The sequence below is a fragment of the Bradyrhizobium hipponense genome (genome assembly GCF_008123965.1).
Taxonomy (GTDB): Bacteria; Pseudomonadota; Alphaproteobacteria; order Rhizobiales; family Xanthobacteraceae; genus Bradyrhizobium; species Bradyrhizobium hipponense.
Genome location: NZ_VSTH01000075.1, coordinates 1 through 15,575 on the forward strand (window position 1 = coordinate 1; position 15,575 = coordinate 15,575).

A 15,575-nucleotide genomic window follows, 5' to 3' on the forward strand; every position below is an offset into this window, starting at 1 on the left:
TGCGGCAATACGGGGGTCAAATTTGCAAGCCGATTGACACTTTGCCCACTTGGAACCGCTCGGTACGCGAACCCAAAGTGACCGTCATCTGGAATCCTTCAATGAGCCAAACGTTATATGAAGCCGGCTAGTTGTCACAAGCCGGCAAAGGTGACCGTGCCGTACGCCGGTCCAGCCCTGGAAGCCAGAAACTCACCAGGACAATCAACGAGCCTCGCATCTTATCGGTGAATCGGGCCGAAAGAGTTGGGAGGGGACCAAAGGAACAACCAGCCCATGTCCGAGTCGGCACAAACTCGACAAAACTCAAAGGGAGCACAACGAGTCCGTTTTCGGGTAGATAGCGTCCAAAACCCAAGGCAGAGCATTGGGCTCAACTCGTGGTCGCCCTTGAACAGCGCCCGCGTTGCGACCATGGCACAGCGCTCGGCTGGTCAAGAGGGGTCGCCCGATGGACGGATGGTCCACCAACCCTGCTCCGACCCACACTGCAAGGCTTCGCCGAAGCCTTCATAGCTCGCCTGGTTCACTTGATAATACGCGCAGTTCACGGCCTCAGTATACGTGAACGAGCCGGGCGTCTGGCGATCGAGTTAATGGCATTGGGCTCGGCGATGTTGTCCGTGCAGGCCTGTCGACTTCGGCTTCATCCAGCCACTACAGCTTGTAGCCGATCTTTCGCAGCAGGTCTTTCCGCCACGCAATGTCGGCGTCGGTTTCGACACCCAACGGCGAGGCGCCATCCACAACGCCGAGCACGCCGCGGCCCAGCTCCGTTTGCGCGACGATTACCTGTGTCGGGTTGGCCGTCGCGCAATAGATGCGGCAGACTTCCGGCACCGCGCGCACCGCAGCCAGCACGTTGACGGGAAAGAACCCGTCGCCCAGGAAGATCAGGAAAGTGTGGCCGGCGCCGATGGCCAATGCGTTGTTGCGTGCGAGGGTGAGTGAGGCTTCGTCATTACCCGACCAGCGCACCAGCCGCTTACCGGAGGCCTCGCAGAAGGCCAGCCCGAAGCGGATGCGCGGAACCGCGCCCACCAGCGCCTCGTGGAGGTCTTCCACGGTCTTGATGAAATGCGACTGGCCGAAGATGAAGTTGGCGTCGTCCGGCTTGACGATGGGCACCACGGTGAGTTCCATGGCTGCGCTCCTGCAGGGTGAGCTACGCAAATCCATGGTAGGCCGCCGGAAGGTGATTGCAAGCCGCCACAGGCGGCCGATTTCGCTGCCATCCGCGCTTCAGCTTCCTCGCGGGTCTCGAACACCTGGACCACGTCGCCGGCCGCGTTAATGGCGCGGAACATCACGGCGGCCCGCGGGAAGCGGCCATGGTCGCGGCAGCAAGTCTGCGAGCTTTCATTACCGGGAATGATGAGCGATAATTACCAGCGGGATGGAAGCGGTGCACGGGGATGGTGAGGGCCGATGTCTGAGCGGACATACAGTCGAGAGAGCGAGATCGATGCCACAGGAGCAAGCGCCCGTTTGCCCGGCCTCGACATCGACATCATTCACCGGCAATCGCCGATTGCGAGCAGATGTCGATCAACCTGCGGGCAACACCGTCCTTCGAAGCGATCGGGTCCTTGTTCGAGGCAGCTAACCCTTTCACGTTTTGGGTGCAGGCCACACGATTGATGTGGATGCCGTGGCTGCTCACGGCGCAGACGATGATGCTGCCGACAGGCGGGCCGCGAACACTCCCGACCGCCGTCCACCCTGAGCAAGAGGCGCCGACGGCTAACGGTTAGCGAGCCAAAGGATCAGGGAAAGGATCACGCTGACCAGCAGCGATGTTGCGAGCGGGATATAAACGCGGAAGTTGTCGCGCTCGATGACAATGTCGCCGGGCAACCGGCCCAAGCCAATCTTGTTGATCACTGGCCATAGCAGCCCAAGCGCAACGAGCGACAAGCCGAAGATGATGAGCAGACGCGAGATCGACATTGCGCCAAGCCTCCGATCACAGTGGGCGAGCCGATTGAGGGAGGGCAAGCGGATTTGGCGTGCTGCTGGGACCGCGGTCCATCGCACGGCTCGGATGGGTTAGTATAGCTTTTTCGAGCGAAGTGGACACGCGCACTAGGACAAGCTGACACCATGATTGCGCTGTTCACGGATTTTGGGTTGCCCGGCCCGTATACGGGTCAGATGAAGGCGGTGCTGCACCAGATGGCGCCGGGCACACCCACTATAGATCTCTTCGCCGATGCTCCAGTCGGCAATCCTAAGGCATCGGCGTATCTGTTGGCGGCCTATGCCGCATGGTTTCCGGTACGAACCGTCTTTCTCTGCGTAGTTGATCCCGGCGTCGGCGGGACGCGGCCATCGATTTTCCTCGAGGCCGACGGCCGCTCTGGTATATCGGTCCCGGCAACGGCTTGTTCGAGCTGACCCAGTGCAGAGCCCGAGAGACGCGCAGCTGGGACATCGACTGGAAGCCGAAGCATCTCTCGGCCAGCTTTCGCGGGCGCGACCTGTTCGCCCCAGTGGCAGCCATGCTGGCGCGCGGTGATCCGCCCCCCGGCCAGCCACGTCACGATGGTGCAGATCGCCGGGCAGACTGGCCGGATGACCTCTGCGAGATCGGGCGGCGATGCTGCCACCCGGCGCGAGGCTGACCGCGGCAGGTCGGGTTCTGGACCGCGCGAGGACTTTCAGCGATCTGCCGCCAGGCGCGGCTTTCTGGTATGAGAACTCCAGCGGGCTTGCCGAACTTGTCGTCAATCAGGGGCGGGCGGACCGCGAACTCGGTCTTGCCATCGGCAGGCCGGTCGAGTTCGTCGCATGAGCAAAGGTCTGCCGCCTTTGACCCGAAGGCAACATTCGACCAAACAGCGCCCTCATCCGCATCGGCCGAAGCCGCCGGAGCGCCGCGACAAGCCGCAGGTGAGTGTTAACAGGCGCCTTGCGGAGCAGACCCGCAACATCCTGCGCAAACACTACATGAGCAAATACCGGGTGCAGTGAAATCGCGAAGAGGCGCGCGCTACGCCGCCGACCTTGTCTTGCAACTGCGGCTCGCGCGTCCGGTTCCGTTGCGATTGTCGGCGCCACCGGCGCCGAGCAACCTATGTTCGAAGGTGGAAGTGCGCCGCGACGTGGCTGCCGAGTGCGGACGGTGAGAGATGCAAGCTCTTGAAGGTCGCCGGTGGCTGCGCGATAATCTGCCTCTGGACGGCGCGTCGCTCCGCAGTCCGCGCGAGGATGCCGGCAGCATCCAGTACACGCCTTAATTGCTGTCGCGATCCGCTCGGCCAGGCCTCACGTCCCGACCTCACGCGGCTGCTGCGCCTCAGTCCTGTCCGGATGCAACGACTCATTGTGATGTTGCAGCTTGGCACGCCGGCCGCAGCGTCGGCGGCCTCCGCTTGGTGACCGTCGCGGCCACCGACCACCAGACGGTCCCCGACGCTTTAGGGCGAGCGGTGGATTTGAGAAGTCAACCCATTGGTCGAGGGAGGATGTGCTATGAGAGCCTCGCCAGACTATTCGCGTCGTCGCTTCCTTCATGCCGGCGCAGCAGCAACCGTTGTCGCCGCCGCGCGAACGCCCGTTCGTGCGGCCGCCGAGGCGGGTACGCAACTGCCACCCTCGACGGCGACGGCGCCGCGGATTCTGCGCAAGCCACCGCTGCCTGAATTGGAGCGTATCGCCAAATCCTACAACTTGGCTCTCAGCCGCGACGATCTGACGTCGTTCCGCAACCTCATGGACGGCGTGCTCGCGTCGTACCGTCGCTTGGACCAGTTCGCGGAGCCGACATTGGCGGTGAAGTACCCGCGGGACGCGGGGTTCCGACCAGGTCCCTCGGACAATCGGCTCAACGCTTGGTACTGGAGGTGCTCGATCAAAGGCGCAACTTCGGGGCCCCTCGCGGCCAAGAAAATCGCCATCAAAGACAATGTGTGCGTTGCCGGCATCCCGATGATGAACGGTTCCAACGTGCTGGAGGGCTACGTCCCTGACGTGGACGCAACCATTGTGACCCGCATCCTCGATGCTGGTGGAGAGATCATCGGCAAGGCCGTGTGCGAGCATCTTTGCTTCTCGGGCGGTAGCCATACCTCCGACACTGGGCCCGTGCTCAATCCGCACGATCCGAAGCGATCTGCCGGCGGTTCCTCCAGCGGCAGCGCGGCGCTCGTCGTCGCCGGCGAGTGCGACATGGCCATCGGAGGCGACCAGGGAGGGTCGATCCGAATTCCCAGCTCTTTCTGCGGAGCGGTTGGTCACAAGCCCACCCACGGGCTTGTGCCATACACCGGTGTCTTCCCGATTGAATTGACGCTTGATCATACTGGGCCCATTGCTCGTACCGCCGGCGATGCCGCCCGGCTTCTCGAGGTGCTCGCCGGAGCTGATGGCCTCGACCCGCGCCAACCGGCGGGACTGCGTACGGAAGCGTATACCAAGCAGCTCACCGGAGACGCCCGCGGCCTGCGGATCGGGATCGTCAAGGAAGGGTTTGGCTGGCCCAATTCCGAGCCCGATGTCGACGCCATGGTGCGCGAGGCGGCACAGCGCTTGACGCGGGCGGGAGGGACTGTAAGCGAGGTATCGATTCCCCTCCACCGCGACGGCATCCATATCTGGAACGCTATCGCCGTCGAGGGCGCCACGGCGCTGATGGTCGCGGGCAACAGCATGGGAACCAACTGGAAAGGGCACTACACGACTTCGCTGCTGGACTTCTACGGCCGGAGCCGGCGGGTGCGCGCTAACGATCTTTCGGAGACCGTCAAGCTTGTCGTCCTGCTCGGTCAGTACATGCAGGACAATTACCAGGGCCGCTACTACGCCAAGGCCCAGAACCTCGCGCGCGTGCTACGCGCCGCCTACGATGAGCAACTCAAAGGCGTCGATCTCCTGCTTATGCCGACGCTACCTTTGAAGGCCACGCTACTCCCACCGCCGGACGCGAGCCGCGAGGACTACGTTGCGCGGGCACTCGAGATGATCTCCAACACTTGCCCGTTCGACGTCACTGGCCATCCTGCCGCCTCCGTTCCGGCAGGCATGTCGGCAGGGCTCCCTGTTGGCATGATGCTGGTCGGACGCCACTGGGAGGACGGCACCGTGCTGCGCGCGGCTGACGCGTTCCAGACCGTTGGGTAGACAGCAGCAGCGAATTGCCGGCTAACGGCACCGCCAGGGTCCAAGGTTCGGAAACAGGAGGCCCGCGAGGCGGCGAGCGACGCGGGCTGCCCTCATATCGATGCCAGGCTCGTCTGCCGACGCGGAGTCGGGGCCTCGTGCCGGGATCATGAGGAGGTCGGGCCATGGAGATCGAAAGCAGTGCATTCGGTACCATCACGATTGAAGGAAAGACCTATGAACACGACGTGATCATTCGTCTGTCCGGCGAAGTGGCAAGGCGGAAGAAGAAGCTTTCGAAGAAGTACTACGGCACCTCGCAAGTCCTCTCGAAGGACGAAGCGAAGTTCGTCTTTGAGAAGGGATGTGAGCAGCTAGTTCTAGGTTCGGGCCAGTTTGGCAATATGCATCTATCGCCGGAGGCTGAGGCGTATTTTGCGAAAAAAGGGTTGCACGGTCCTGTTGCAGCCGACCCCTGAGGCGATCCATACGTTCAACAACTCGCGCGCGAAGAAGATCGGCCTTTTTCACGTTACCTGCTGAATCGGTGAATTACGGTCTGCATCCTCGAAGGCCTGCTACTGCAAGTAGCGCGAGCTACGCCACCATCAGTCGCCCGCTTTTTCATTTTTACTAACTGATACCCACCAACGGGTTCAGGTCGGTCAAGCCGGAACTTGTAGGACTTTCGGTCCGTTGTAATGTAAGGACACATGCGGAATCCGTATGGCTGCATCCCGAATGGCGCAGCGTCACAATAAGCAGGCGCGAACCAACGTGCCGGTTTTGGATAGAGACCGACATGGCCGTTGGCGGATCGTTTGACACGTTCCCCAAGCTGCTGGCGCGAAATGCCGCGCAGTTTAGCAGCCGTCCTGCGTTTCGGCACAAGGATCTCGGCATCTGGCAGACGTGGACCTGGGCTCAGGTTGCAGGGATCGTGCGCGCTTACGCTGCAGGCTTGCATCGACTTGGATTGCAGCCAGGAGACACGATCGCCATCGTTGGTTCCAACCGGCCGAAGCTCTATTGGACGCTAATGGCAGCGCAAGCGCTGCGCGCGATTCCGGTTCCGGTCTATTCGGATGCGGTGGCTGATGAGCTTGCTTACGTCCTCGCCCACGCCGATGCGAAATTTGTTGCAGCGCAAGATCAGGAGCAGGTCGACAAGGTCTTTTCTGTATCCGACCGATTGCCGCATCTCCGTAAGGTCGTCTATGACGAGCCGCGTGGCCTCGATGACTACGACCACGACCGATTGATAGCAATCCACGATGTCATCGAAGATGGCCGCGCTGCGCTTGCGGCCAGCGCGGCGCTCGGCAGGCAGATCGATGAGTTCATCCGGCAGGGTGAAGGTTCTGACATCTCGATCATCCTCTACACCTCGGGAACAACCGGCGCGTCGAAGGGCGTCATGCTGTCGGCGCGAGGCTGCATCGACGCTGCGACTGATACCGTCAGGTTCGACAACCTCACCGACAAGGACGTGGCGCTGGCCTACCTGCCGCTGGCCTGGGTCGGTGATCATTACCTCAACTATGCACAGGGCATTATCGCCGGATTCTGCATGGCGTGTCCCGAGAGCGGTGCGACGATCGAGCAGGATCGGCGCGAGATCGGACCAACCTTCTATTTCGCCCCGCCGCGTGGTTTCGAGGCCATGCTGACGCGGGTAATGATCCGCATAGAGGACGCGGCAGCAATCAAGCGGCGCATGTTCGGCTACTTTCTTGGCATTGCGCGGCGGTATGGCGAGTCGATTTTGACCGGAAAGCCGGTGCCGTTGTCTGGCCGATTGCTCTATGCACTCGGGCGCTTGATCGTCTACGAGCCGCTCAAGAACGTTCTTGGCCTGTCTCGCGTACGCGTCGCCTATACTGCAGGTGAGGCCATCGGTCCGGATCTGTTCGCGTTCTACCGCTCGATCGGATTGAACCTGAAGCAACTCTACGGTCAGACCGAAGCGTTCCTTTACGTTACATGCCAGCCTGACGGTGAGATCTACTCCGATACGGTCGGCCCGGCTGCACCGAACGTCGACATCCGCATTGCAGAAACAGGCGAGGTGCAGTTCCGCTCACCGGGCATGTTCGTTGGATACTTCAAGGATCAGGCGAAGACCGCGGAGGCCATGACGTCCGACGGCTACGTCAAGACCGGCGACGCCGGTTTCTTCGACGAGAAGACCGGGCACCTGAAGATCATCGATCGCGCGAAGGATGTTGGCCGGCTGGCTGACGGCACGATGTTTGCGCCGAAGTATCTTGAGAACAAGTTGAAGTTTTTTCCCAACATCAAGGAGGCGGTCGTTTACGGCGACTCCAGGGATTTCGTTTGCGCCTTTCTTAATATCGACCCGGTCGCTGTGGCGAACTGGGCCGAACGCAATAACATCGCATACGGTTCCTATCAGGAGCTGGCGGGGCATCCGCTGGTCTACGACATGGTGGCGAAAGATGTTGCCGAGGTGAACCGCTCTCTCGCGGAGGGAAAGGTGCTGGCGGGCGCGCAGATTCGCCGCTTTCTCATTCTGCATAAGGAACTCGACGCAGACGATGGCGAACTGACCCGCACCCAGAAAGTTCGCCGCGGGTTCATCGCCGAGCGCTATGCGCCACTGGTCACGGCGATCTACGACGGTTCGCATGAAGCGGACATTTCCACCGAGGTCACCTTTGAGGATGGCCGCAAGGGCGTGATCGCGGCTCGGGTAAAGATACGCGACCTGCAAACAATTGGTGCGACAGAACCTTTGGGGAAGGCCGCATGAGGGCGCCGGATACGAACGAAATCTTGCTTCAGGTCGAGGGCGTATCGCTGGCGTTTGGCGGCGTGAAAGCGCTGAGGGATGTTTCGTTCGACATCAGGAAAGGCGAAATTCGCGCCATCATCGGACCGAACGGCGCCGGAAAAACTTCGATGCTCAACGTCATCAACGGCTTCTATCATCCCAATCACGGCGCGATCACCTTTAAGGGACGGACCCGCGCCCAGATGCAGCCGTTCGAGGCGTCCCGTGGCGGCATCGCCCGCACCTTTCAAAACGTCGCACTGTTCAAGGGAATGAGCGCACTCGACAATATTATGGCTGGCCGGACATTGAAGATGCGCCGCGGTCTTCTGTGGCAGATGCTGCGTTACGGCCCTGCGCTGGCGGAGGAGATCGAGCATCGGCACCGGGTCGAGGAGATCATCGATTTTCTGGAGATTGAGGCGATCCGGAAGGTGCCAGTTGCGCGTTTGCCATATGGTCTGCAGAAACGCGTCGAACTTGGCCGCGCCCTTGCAATGGAGCCCGATCTTCTTCTCCTCGACGAGCCGATGGCAGGCATGAACCTCGAAGAGAAGGAGGACATGTCGCGGTTCATCATCGACGTGAACAATCATTACGGCACGACGATTGCGCTGATCGAGCACGACATGGCTGTGGTGATGGATCTCTCCCATCGCGTGGCGGTGCTCGATCATGGCGTGAAGATCGCCGACGGCACGCCGGATGAGGTCAAGGAGAATCAGGCCGTCATCGACGCCTATCTCGGCGTCGCGCACTAAGGAGCATTGCGTGATCGGGTTGGGTCAATTTCTCGAAGTGCTGATCGGTGGATTGATGTCCGGCGTGCTGTACTCGCTGGTCGCGCTCGGCTTCGTGTTGATCTTCAAAGCATCCGGTGTCTTTAATTTTGCGCAAGGCGCAATGGTGTTGCTCGCCGGGCTTGCGCTGGTTCGCTCGCTCGACCTGCTGGTGGCCTGGGGTTTGCCGCTTTGGGTTGCGATCATCCTCGGCATTGGCTTCGCTGCCGTGATCATGGCGATAACGGCCTGGTTGATCGAGCGGTTCGTGATCGGACCTCTTGTCAACCAGGATGCCCTTACGCTGTTCATGTCTACCATCGGCGTGACATTCATCCTCGAGGGTGCGGCGCAGATGATCTTCGGTTCCGATGCTTACCCTTTGCGGCTGTTTCCGATGGACGCCTGGTTCCTGTTTGAAGATCTCTTTCCCGGTGGAATTCTGCTCAACAAGCTGGATGTCTGGGGCGGCTTTATCGCCGGCATTCTGGTCGCGGGCCTCGCGATCTTCTTCGAGCGTACCAAGACCGGTCGCGCACTCAGGGCGGTTGCAGACGACCACTTGGCCGCGCAGTCGGTCGGGATTCCAATCAGCTGGATCTGGTTCGTGGTCTGGCTTGCCGCCGGTCTCGTTGCGCTGGTTGCGGCGACCGTATGGGGTACCAAACTGGGCGTACAGTTCTCCATCACGTTTCTCGCGCTGAAGGCCTTGCCGGTTCTGATCATTGGGGGCCTTACCTCAATTCCGGGGGCCATCGTCGGCGGGTTCATTGTCGGTGCGGGCGAGAAGATCGCAGAGGTGTTCCTGGGGTCGTATATTGGTGGCGGTATCGAATATTGGTTCGCCTATGTGCTGGCGTTGGTGGTGCTGCTCGTGCGGCCGCAGGGGCTGTTCGGCGAGCGGATCATCGAACGTATCTGAGACGAGGAATTTGTTGTGCTTTATCGTGAGGCTGGCCAATTCAAGACGACCTACGCAGAGGATATGGCGATCTTCCCGATCCGCCAGGACCGAATTGCGCTCGGTATCTTGCTTGGGATCGCCTTCGTTGGGGTGCCGCTGCTGGCGACTTTCCACATTTGGCCATTCAACAGCGAGTATCTTCTGTGGGCCATTCTGTTGCCCTTCCTGATCCTCGCGCTCGCCGCGATCGGCGTAAACATTCTCGTCGGCTATTGCGGCCAGATCTCGCTCGGCAGTGGCGCGTTCATGGCCATCGGCGCCTATTCTGCTTACAAGTTGGGAACCGGCGTTCATATTCCGCTCGCCTGGTTTGGTTTCGCGATTTCGATCCCGCCATTGCCTGTGCTGCCATCCATTTTGCTCGGCGGGCTCATGGCAGCGATTGCCGGCATCCTCTTCGGTATTCCCAGTCTGCGGATCAAGGGCCTTTATCTCGCGGTCGCAACGCTCGCGGCACAGTTCTTCTTCGACTGGGTATTCCTGCGGGTGCCGTGGTTCACCAATTACGCGCCGTCAGGGTCGGTCAATGCGCCGAGATTGGATTTCTTCGGTCTGGCCGTAAACACGCCTATCGAGCGCTATCTGCTGTGCCTGATCTTCATAACCGTGTTCGCGGTCCTGGCGAAGAACCTCGTTCGCGGCAATCTCGGCAGGCAATGGATGGCAATCCGCGACATGGACATCGCCGCCGAGCTGATCGGCATCCGGCCACTCTACGCAAAGCTCACGGCTTTTGCGGTCTCTTCATTTATCATCGGCGTGGCGGGCGCACTCTGGGCGTTCGTCTATCTGGGCTCATGGGAGCCGCTCGCGTTCTCGATCGACCGTTCGCTGCAGCTTCTGTTCATGGTGATCATCGGCGGGTTGGGATCGATCATGGGTTCGTTCGTCGGTGCGGCCTTTATCCTCATTCTGCCGATCATGCTGAACCTGATTCCAACCCAGCTCGGTGTGCCGCTGTCGACAGAGACGATTACTCATCTGGAATTCATCATCTTTGGATCGTTGATCTGCTATCTTCTCATCAAGGAGCCACATGGGTTTGCCCGGCTCATATCGATTGGCAAGGAGAAGCTCAGACTTTGGCCGTTTCCCTACTGAAGGAGCGGTCAGCGCGAAGGAAGCCGGAGATCGCAACGCGGAGCGGCGGTCGTTGGCAACAGGAGCAAGAAAGCCCCGCGAAGACAAGACCCGGTACGGCAAGAAACCGGGCTGAATGAGGAGGACACCAATATGGTACGCAACAAACTGATACTGGCGGCAGCCATGTTATCGAGCGCAGCGCTTGCCGCTCCGGCTGCGGCGCAGAACGAACAGTTCATTCCGATACTGTCCTACCGGACGGGCGCGTACGCGGTGAACGGCGTGCCGTATGCAAACGGCGTGGCTGACTACTACAACCTGATCAATGAGCGCGACGGCGGCATCAACGGCGTCAAGCTTCTGGTGGAGGAATGCGAGACCGGCTACGCCACCGACAAGGGCGTTGAGTGTTACGAGCGTCTCAAAGGCAAGGGCCCGACCGGCGCGGCCTTCATCAATCCGCTGTCGACTGGCATTACATTCGCCCTCACTGAAAAGACCACGACTGACAAGATCCCGATTATCACGATGGGCTATGGCCGCGCCGATTCCAAGAATGGAGCCGTGTTCGCGTACAATTTTCCGCTGCTCGGCACGTACTGGTCTGCGGCCGATATCGCGATTCAGCACGTCGCCAAGGAGATCGGGGGCTTCGACAAGCTGAAAGGCAAGAAGATTTCGCTGCTCTATCACGACAGCCCCTACGGCAAGGAGCCGATCCCGATGCTGCAGGTGCTGGCAAAGAAGTACGGCTTTGAGTTCACGCCGATCCCGGTCACGCACCCCGGTGTCGAACAGAAGTCGCAATGGCTTGCGATCCGCCAGAATCGGCCGGACTATGTCTTGGTCTGGGGCTGGGGCGTCATGAACGGCACGGCAGTCAAGGAAGCGGCGGCGGTTGCCTATCCGCGCGACAAGATGATCGGTGTTTGGTGGTCGGGCGCGGAGCCGGATGTAACACCTGCAGGCGATCAAGCCGTCGGCTATAAGTCGCTGATGCTTCAGCATGGCGCAGGCAAGTTCCCTGTGCATGCCGACATCGAGAAGTACGTCTATGCAAGGGACAAGGGGGCGTCGGAGCCCGGCAAGGTCGGCGAGGTCCTCTACAACCGCGGGATGGTGAACGCCATGCTCGGGGTCGAGGCGATCCGCAAGGCGCAGGAAAAGTTCGGCAAGAAGCCGCTCACGGGCGAGCAGGTCCGCTGGGGTCTGGAGAACCTCAACCTCTCGGATGCACGTATCAAGGAGCTCGGCTTCGAGGGTATGTTGAAGCCGATCAGGATTTCCTGCTCCGACCACGAGGGCGCGCGGGACGGGCGCGTACAGCAGTGGGACGGCAAGGGCTGGAAAGTCATCTCTGACTGGTACACGGCCAACCAATCCGAGACCGAACCGCTCGTCGAGGAAGTTTCCGGGAAGTATGCCGCGGAGAAGAACGTCAAGCCGCGCGACTGCTCGAAGGAGAGCTGAACTCATCTCGGCGATCCGGGAGGAGCGTTCGCCTCCTCCCGGATATCCCGAGAGCCGCAACCATCTGGAGGGAGCCGCGTGTCAATCCCTAAGGCCGCCGTCGCGACAGAAGCAGCAGGGCTGTTTCTGTCGGTCAACAATATCGAGGTTGTCTATGATCACGTTATCCTCGTGTTGAAGGGGGTGTCGCTGGATGTGCCGCGGGGCGGGATTGTCGCGCTTCTCGGCGCCAATGGTGCGGGCAAGACAACGACGCTGAAGGCGGTTTCCAATCTGCTGCATGCGGAGCGCGGCGAGGTCACCAAGGGCTCGATCCTGTTCGACGGGGTCGAAGTGCAGTCGCTGTCGGCCAACGATGTGGTGCGGCGCGGCTGCATTCAGGTGATGGAGGGACGGCGTTGCTTCGCTCACCTCACGGTCGAAGAGAATCTCCTGACCGGCGCCTTTACGCGCACGGACGGCAAGGCCGCGATCGCACAGGATCTGGAACGAGTATATGCCTATTTTCCCCGTCTCGGGGAGCGGCGGAATTCGACCGCCGGCTATACGTCGGGCGGCGAACAGCAGATGTGCGTGATCGGCCGTGCGCTGATGTCGCGCCCGAAGATGATCCTGCTCGACGAGCCTTCGATGGGCCTCGCGCCGCAGATCGTCGAAGAGATCTTCGAGATCGTGAAGGATTTGAACGTCAAGGAAGGTGTCTCGTTTCTTCTCGCCGAGCAGAACACCAATATGGCACTCAAATACGCCAACTATGGATATATCCTAGAAAATGGCCGCGTGGTGATGGATGGCGAGGCGAGGGCGCTCGCCGCAAATGAGGATGTCAAGGAGTTCTATCTTGGCGTCGCCGGGGACAAGCGCAAATCATTCCGCGATGGGAAGCACTACAAGCGGCGCAAACGCTGGCTCGCTTAGGTGACGACGCTGAGTGATCGGCCCCCGTGAGTGGTCCGGAGCAGATGTAGTGGAGTGGTCCGCCCCCTTTCAGCCACTGAGTTCGAGTTCAATCTGGTTTGGTGAGTTCTGTGCGTCAAGTTCAGCAAAATCGATCATAGGGTCCGGCCGAGCCATCCCCTCGGAGCCGCCGTCGCTCGCTTGCCCAGAGCGTAGCGCTGGCGAGCGACGGCGGCGGAGAGGGGTGGCGTGCATCCCCTCGGTGGGCCTGAGCATCGTCAGGCCGCTTGGCGTAGCGCCTCCTTCTTGTGCTCCTTCAATAGATCCATGTTCAGATAGCGATGGTCTTCGAGCCAGGCCTCATGACGCTCGACCGTCAGGGCTCGAACCAGTCGCAAACAGCTGTCGGCGTTGGGGAAGATTCGCACCACATAGGTACGCCGTCTGATCTCCTCATTCAGGCGCTCCAGCATGTTGGTGCGACTTCATGTGCTTGCGGTGCGCCAGCGGCAGGCGGAAGTAGGTCAGCGTCTCCTCGATGTTCTCTTCCACCCAGCCGGTGAGCTTGGGGTATTTGCCGCCCCATTTGCCGAGCCAGGCGGCGAGATCGCGCCGCACCTCCGCAAGGTCGCGCCGGTCGTACATCCAGCGCAGCTCGAGCAGGCAGTCGTCATCGACCTTGCGCGGCACGTAGTCGAGCGCATTGCGCAGGAAGTGGACATAACAGCGCTGCCAGAACACGCCTGAGAGAACCTCCGGGATCGCCTTCTTCAAGCCGGGATGATCGTCGGAGACGACGAACTCCACCCCGTGCAGGCCGCGGGCCTTCAGCGCTTCCAAAAACTCCTTCCAGCTCGATCGGCTCTCGCGTGTCAATCGGCTTGCAAATTTGACCCCTCGGGGTCCGCGTCGAACAACGCTGCAACAGACGCGCCATGGGTCTTATCGGACGCGAGCACCGCGGCTTCCAACCAGACGAACTCGTTGCATACGCCTACGGCGATCCTCGAAGTTCAGGCGCCGTTGTGGATGCCTCAGGAGCGGCTGTCCGAAGCGGCAATGCCTGGTATCACCTTGCCTATTCGTGCCAGACCTCAGCCGATGGCCTCAACATCGAACGGTTCAAATACTCGCTCGGCGGTGCCATCCCTAAAGGCGAGTGGGCCAAACATTACCTCGTTGCACCTTGAGCCTACGTTGTGAAACGCCGGTTGACGCGTTTGTCCTGGCGGCGCGGCCGGGTCCGCCGCCGTTTCGCCCGCGAGTGGGGGTGCCGAGCGGATCATCGGAAGGATTTCCTTCGGGCCGATGGCGCTGGTGTGGTTTCGCCGGCGATGATGCCGGGAGCAAATGCTGTTCTTCCCCAGAGCGCCGCAACGAAATCGCAACGATTTGGGTGAAACGACCGTGAACAAAACGGGACGGAAGCGACTGTCACATCAAGAAATATCAATAACTTAGAACAAGCTCACTGCGTTCGGGACGCAAGGGACTGTCTCTCTTCAAACCGCCACGATCAGCGAATGTTGGTATCGGTGGTTGCGAGTCCCCGCAACCACCGATACCGACACTCCCGCAGCGAAAGCTGCGGGAGTTTCGCGTTTCCGAGCCTTTCCAACGGCTTGTGCTTCGATCCATCCGAGAATCGTGCCCAATTCGCCGTGTAGGGTGGCGTCGATTTCGCCGCGGTTCGGACCAGGGCGCAGCGTAATCTTCTCAACCAGCGCCCGGATCGCTTCCGCCGCCTCATTGCGATCCTCGGGGGTGTTGAGTGCTTCCGTCAGCCGCTCGACCTTCTTCCGATAGATACCCGATACGTTCGGATGGATGTCCGGAATATCCGTTGGTTCCTGGGCTAGAAGTCCCTTGAGCACGTCCTCGCGGGCCTCCAATTCGCGCATACGTTCGGTCATGCCGCGGGTGTGTCCGCCTTCTTCAATCGCACTCAGCATTTGCTTCAAGGTGCGGTGGATCTTCGCCAACTCCGAGCGGTGGCCTTCGCCGCTGGCGCGGCGTTCGCGGTTGAGCCGGTTCGTTTCCTCGGCGAAAGCGCGCATCGCCTCGGCGGCCATCTCCGGCGCCATCATCCGATCCTTGAGCCCGGCAAGTACGCGCTGCTCAAGGTCACTCCGTGTGATCGTGCGGGTGTTCGCGCAGGAGCCCTTGGTAACACGGGCCGAACAGGCATAACGATCCTGGCCGCGCAGTGAGCAGGGACCACCGCAAACGCCGCAATGGATCAACCCGGAAAACAGCGCCTTCGGCCGGCGCAAGCCGTTCAGTCGGTTCGATTGCGCCTCCCGTATAGCCTCGGTGACATTGACATACTTGTCGGCAATTTCGCTCTGACGCGCTTTTACCGCCTGCCAGAGTTCATCGTCGATAATCCTCAGTTCCGGAACCTCGGCGACGATCCACTCCGATTCCGCGTTCATGCGCGACACCCGCCTTCCAGTGCTCGGGTCTTGAGTCCTCCGTGAAGAATTCC

At 60.7% G+C, this 15,575-nt stretch carries 17 protein-coding genes and 1 pseudogene; 14 read left to right on the plus strand and 4 right to left on the minus strand.

All coding sequences use genetic code 11. The features are described from left to right. Positions 1 to 657: 657 nt before the first annotated feature. A complete protein-coding gene (locus tag FXV83_RS21780; RefSeq protein WP_148741438.1) occupies positions 658 to 1,143 on the minus strand; it encodes an adenosine-specific kinase in 486 nt (161 codons plus the stop codon). 398 nt (positions 1,144 to 1,541) lie between these two features. On the opposite strand from FXV83_RS21780, the gene FXV83_RS21785 reads away from it, so the two are divergent. Beyond that, positions 1,542 to 1,754 carry a hypothetical protein gene (locus FXV83_RS21785; RefSeq protein WP_148741439.1) on the plus strand — a complete coding sequence of 71 codons (213 nt, stop codon included), beginning with the start codon at positions 1,542 to 1,544 and terminating at the stop codon, positions 1,752 to 1,754. Here FXV83_RS21785 and FXV83_RS21790 read toward each other — a convergent pair. Continuing rightward, the gene (locus FXV83_RS21790; RefSeq protein WP_249727198.1) at positions 1,744 to 1,950 is read right to left on the minus strand and encodes a DUF2905 domain-containing protein; all 207 of its coding nucleotides are present in this window, start codon (positions 1,948 to 1,950) and stop codon (positions 1,744 to 1,746) included. The genes FXV83_RS21785 and FXV83_RS21790 overlap by 11 nt on opposite strands. 153 nt (positions 1,951 to 2,103) lie before the next feature. Between FXV83_RS21790 and FXV83_RS43515 the strand changes: the two genes are divergently transcribed. From FXV83_RS43515 to FXV83_RS21840, 12 genes are all read left to right on the plus strand, one after another. After that, positions 2,104 to 2,397, plus strand: a complete 294-nt coding sequence (locus FXV83_RS43515) for an SAM-dependent chlorinase/fluorinase (RefSeq protein ID WP_210250745.1) — start codon at positions 2,104 to 2,106, stop codon at positions 2,395 to 2,397. Further along, complete coding sequence (locus FXV83_RS45460) at positions 2,385 to 2,624, plus strand: SAM-dependent chlorinase/fluorinase (RefSeq protein ID WP_210250746.1); 240 nt, start codon at positions 2,385 to 2,387, stop codon at positions 2,622 to 2,624. Before FXV83_RS43515 ends, FXV83_RS45460 begins: the two co-directional genes overlap by 13 nt. Then, on the plus strand, positions 2,600 to 2,794 hold the full coding sequence (locus tag FXV83_RS43525; RefSeq protein ID WP_210250747.1) for an SAM hydroxide adenosyltransferase: 195 nt from the start codon (positions 2,600 to 2,602) through the stop codon (positions 2,792 to 2,794). The genes FXV83_RS45460 and FXV83_RS43525 overlap by 25 nt, the downstream gene beginning before the upstream one ends. Continuing rightward, positions 2,791 to 2,973: a hypothetical protein gene (locus FXV83_RS21800; RefSeq protein WP_148741440.1), complete on the plus strand. Its 183-nt coding sequence runs from the start codon at positions 2,791 to 2,793 to the stop codon at positions 2,971 to 2,973. The genes FXV83_RS43525 and FXV83_RS21800 overlap by 4 nt, the downstream gene beginning before the upstream one ends. Positions 2,974 to 3,453: 480 nt before the next feature. Continuing rightward, the gene (locus FXV83_RS21805) at positions 3,454 to 5,121 is read left to right on the plus strand and encodes an amidase (protein ID WP_235940032.1); all 1,668 of its coding nucleotides are present in this window, start codon (positions 3,454 to 3,456) and stop codon (positions 5,119 to 5,121) included. 164 nt (positions 5,122 to 5,285) lie between these two features. Then, positions 5,286 to 5,579, plus strand: coding sequence for a hypothetical protein (locus FXV83_RS21810; RefSeq protein ID WP_210250748.1), 294 nt, complete (start codon positions 5,286 to 5,288; stop codon positions 5,577 to 5,579). Between the two features lie 323 nt (positions 5,580 to 5,902). Continuing rightward, positions 5,903 to 7,873, plus strand: coding sequence for an AMP-binding protein (locus tag FXV83_RS21815; RefSeq protein ID WP_148741441.1), 1,971 nt, complete (start codon positions 5,903 to 5,905; stop codon positions 7,871 to 7,873). Next, the gene (locus FXV83_RS21820; RefSeq protein ID WP_148741442.1) at positions 7,870 to 8,655 is read left to right on the plus strand and encodes an ABC transporter ATP-binding protein; all 786 of its coding nucleotides are present in this window, start codon (positions 7,870 to 7,872) and stop codon (positions 8,653 to 8,655) included. Before FXV83_RS21815 ends, FXV83_RS21820 begins: the two co-directional genes overlap by 4 nt. A gap of 10 nt (positions 8,656 to 8,665) precedes the next feature. Beyond that, positions 8,666 to 9,595: a branched-chain amino acid ABC transporter permease gene (locus FXV83_RS21825; RefSeq protein ID WP_283811718.1), complete on the plus strand. Its 930-nt coding sequence runs from the start codon at positions 8,666 to 8,668 to the stop codon at positions 9,593 to 9,595. 15 nt (positions 9,596 to 9,610) lie between these two features. Continuing rightward, on the plus strand, positions 9,611 to 10,738 hold the full coding sequence (locus FXV83_RS21830; protein WP_148741443.1) for a branched-chain amino acid ABC transporter permease: 1,128 nt from the start codon (positions 9,611 to 9,613) through the stop codon (positions 10,736 to 10,738). Between the two features lie 132 nt (positions 10,739 to 10,870). After that, positions 10,871 to 12,190 carry an ABC transporter substrate-binding protein gene (locus FXV83_RS21835; RefSeq protein WP_148741444.1) on the plus strand — a complete coding sequence of 440 codons (1,320 nt, stop codon included), beginning with the start codon at positions 10,871 to 10,873 and terminating at the stop codon, positions 12,188 to 12,190. A gap of 78 nt (positions 12,191 to 12,268) precedes the next feature. Continuing rightward, positions 12,269 to 13,108, plus strand: a complete 840-nt coding sequence (locus FXV83_RS21840; protein ID WP_148741445.1) for an ABC transporter ATP-binding protein — start codon at positions 12,269 to 12,271, stop codon at positions 13,106 to 13,108. Between the two features lie 257 nt (positions 13,109 to 13,365). On the opposite strand, the pseudogene FXV83_RS21845 reads toward FXV83_RS21840, so the two are convergent. After that, positions 13,366 to 13,960, minus strand: a pseudogene (locus tag FXV83_RS21845) (IS256 family transposase); the annotation flags it as partial. 62 nt (positions 13,961 to 14,022) lie between these two features. Between FXV83_RS21845 and FXV83_RS21850 the strand changes: the two are divergent. Continuing rightward, a complete protein-coding gene (locus FXV83_RS21850; protein ID WP_148741446.1) occupies positions 14,023 to 14,277 on the plus strand; it encodes a DUF930 domain-containing protein in 255 nt (84 codons plus the stop codon). Positions 14,278 to 14,589: 312 nt separating this feature from the next. Here FXV83_RS21850 and FXV83_RS21855 read toward each other — a convergent pair whose 3' ends face one another. Then, the gene (locus FXV83_RS21855; RefSeq protein WP_235940034.1) at positions 14,590 to 15,522 is read right to left on the minus strand and encodes a recombinase zinc ribbon domain-containing protein; all 933 of its coding nucleotides are present in this window, start codon (positions 15,520 to 15,522) and stop codon (positions 14,590 to 14,592) included. Between the last annotated feature and the right edge of the window lie 53 nt (positions 15,523 to 15,575).

Coding starts and splice junctions, on each gene's coding strand:
- FXV83_RS21780 (WP_148741438.1), bottom strand. CDS start 1,143: ATGGAACTCACCGTGGTGCCCATCGTCAAGCCGGACGACGCCAACTTC.
- FXV83_RS21785 (WP_148741439.1), top strand. CDS start 1,542: ATGTCGATCAACCTGCGGGCAACACCGTCCTTCGAAGCGATCGGGTCC.
- FXV83_RS21790 (WP_249727198.1), bottom strand. CDS start 1,950: ATGTCGATCTCGCGTCTGCTCATCATCTTCGGCTTGTCGCTCGTTGCG.
- FXV83_RS43515 (WP_210250745.1), top strand. CDS start 2,104: ATGATTGCGCTGTTCACGGATTTTGGGTTGCCCGGCCCGTATACGGGT.
- FXV83_RS43525 (WP_210250747.1), top strand. CDS start 2,600: ATGCTGCCACCCGGCGCGAGGCTGACCGCGGCAGGTCGGGTTCTGGAC.
- FXV83_RS21800 (WP_148741440.1), top strand. CDS start 2,791: ATGAGCAAAGGTCTGCCGCCTTTGACCCGAAGGCAACATTCGACCAAA.
- FXV83_RS21810 (WP_210250748.1), top strand. CDS start 5,286: ATGGAGATCGAAAGCAGTGCATTCGGTACCATCACGATTGAAGGAAAG.
- FXV83_RS21815 (WP_148741441.1), top strand. CDS start 5,903: ATGGCCGTTGGCGGATCGTTTGACACGTTCCCCAAGCTGCTGGCGCGA.
- FXV83_RS21820 (WP_148741442.1), top strand. CDS start 7,870: ATGAGGGCGCCGGATACGAACGAAATCTTGCTTCAGGTCGAGGGCGTA.
- FXV83_RS21835 (WP_148741444.1), top strand. CDS start 10,871: ATGGTACGCAACAAACTGATACTGGCGGCAGCCATGTTATCGAGCGCA.
- FXV83_RS21850 (WP_148741446.1), top strand. CDS start 14,023: ATGGGTCTTATCGGACGCGAGCACCGCGGCTTCCAACCAGACGAACTC.
- FXV83_RS21855 (WP_235940034.1), bottom strand. CDS start 15,522: ATGAACGCGGAATCGGAGTGGATCGTCGCCGAGGTTCCGGAACTGAGG.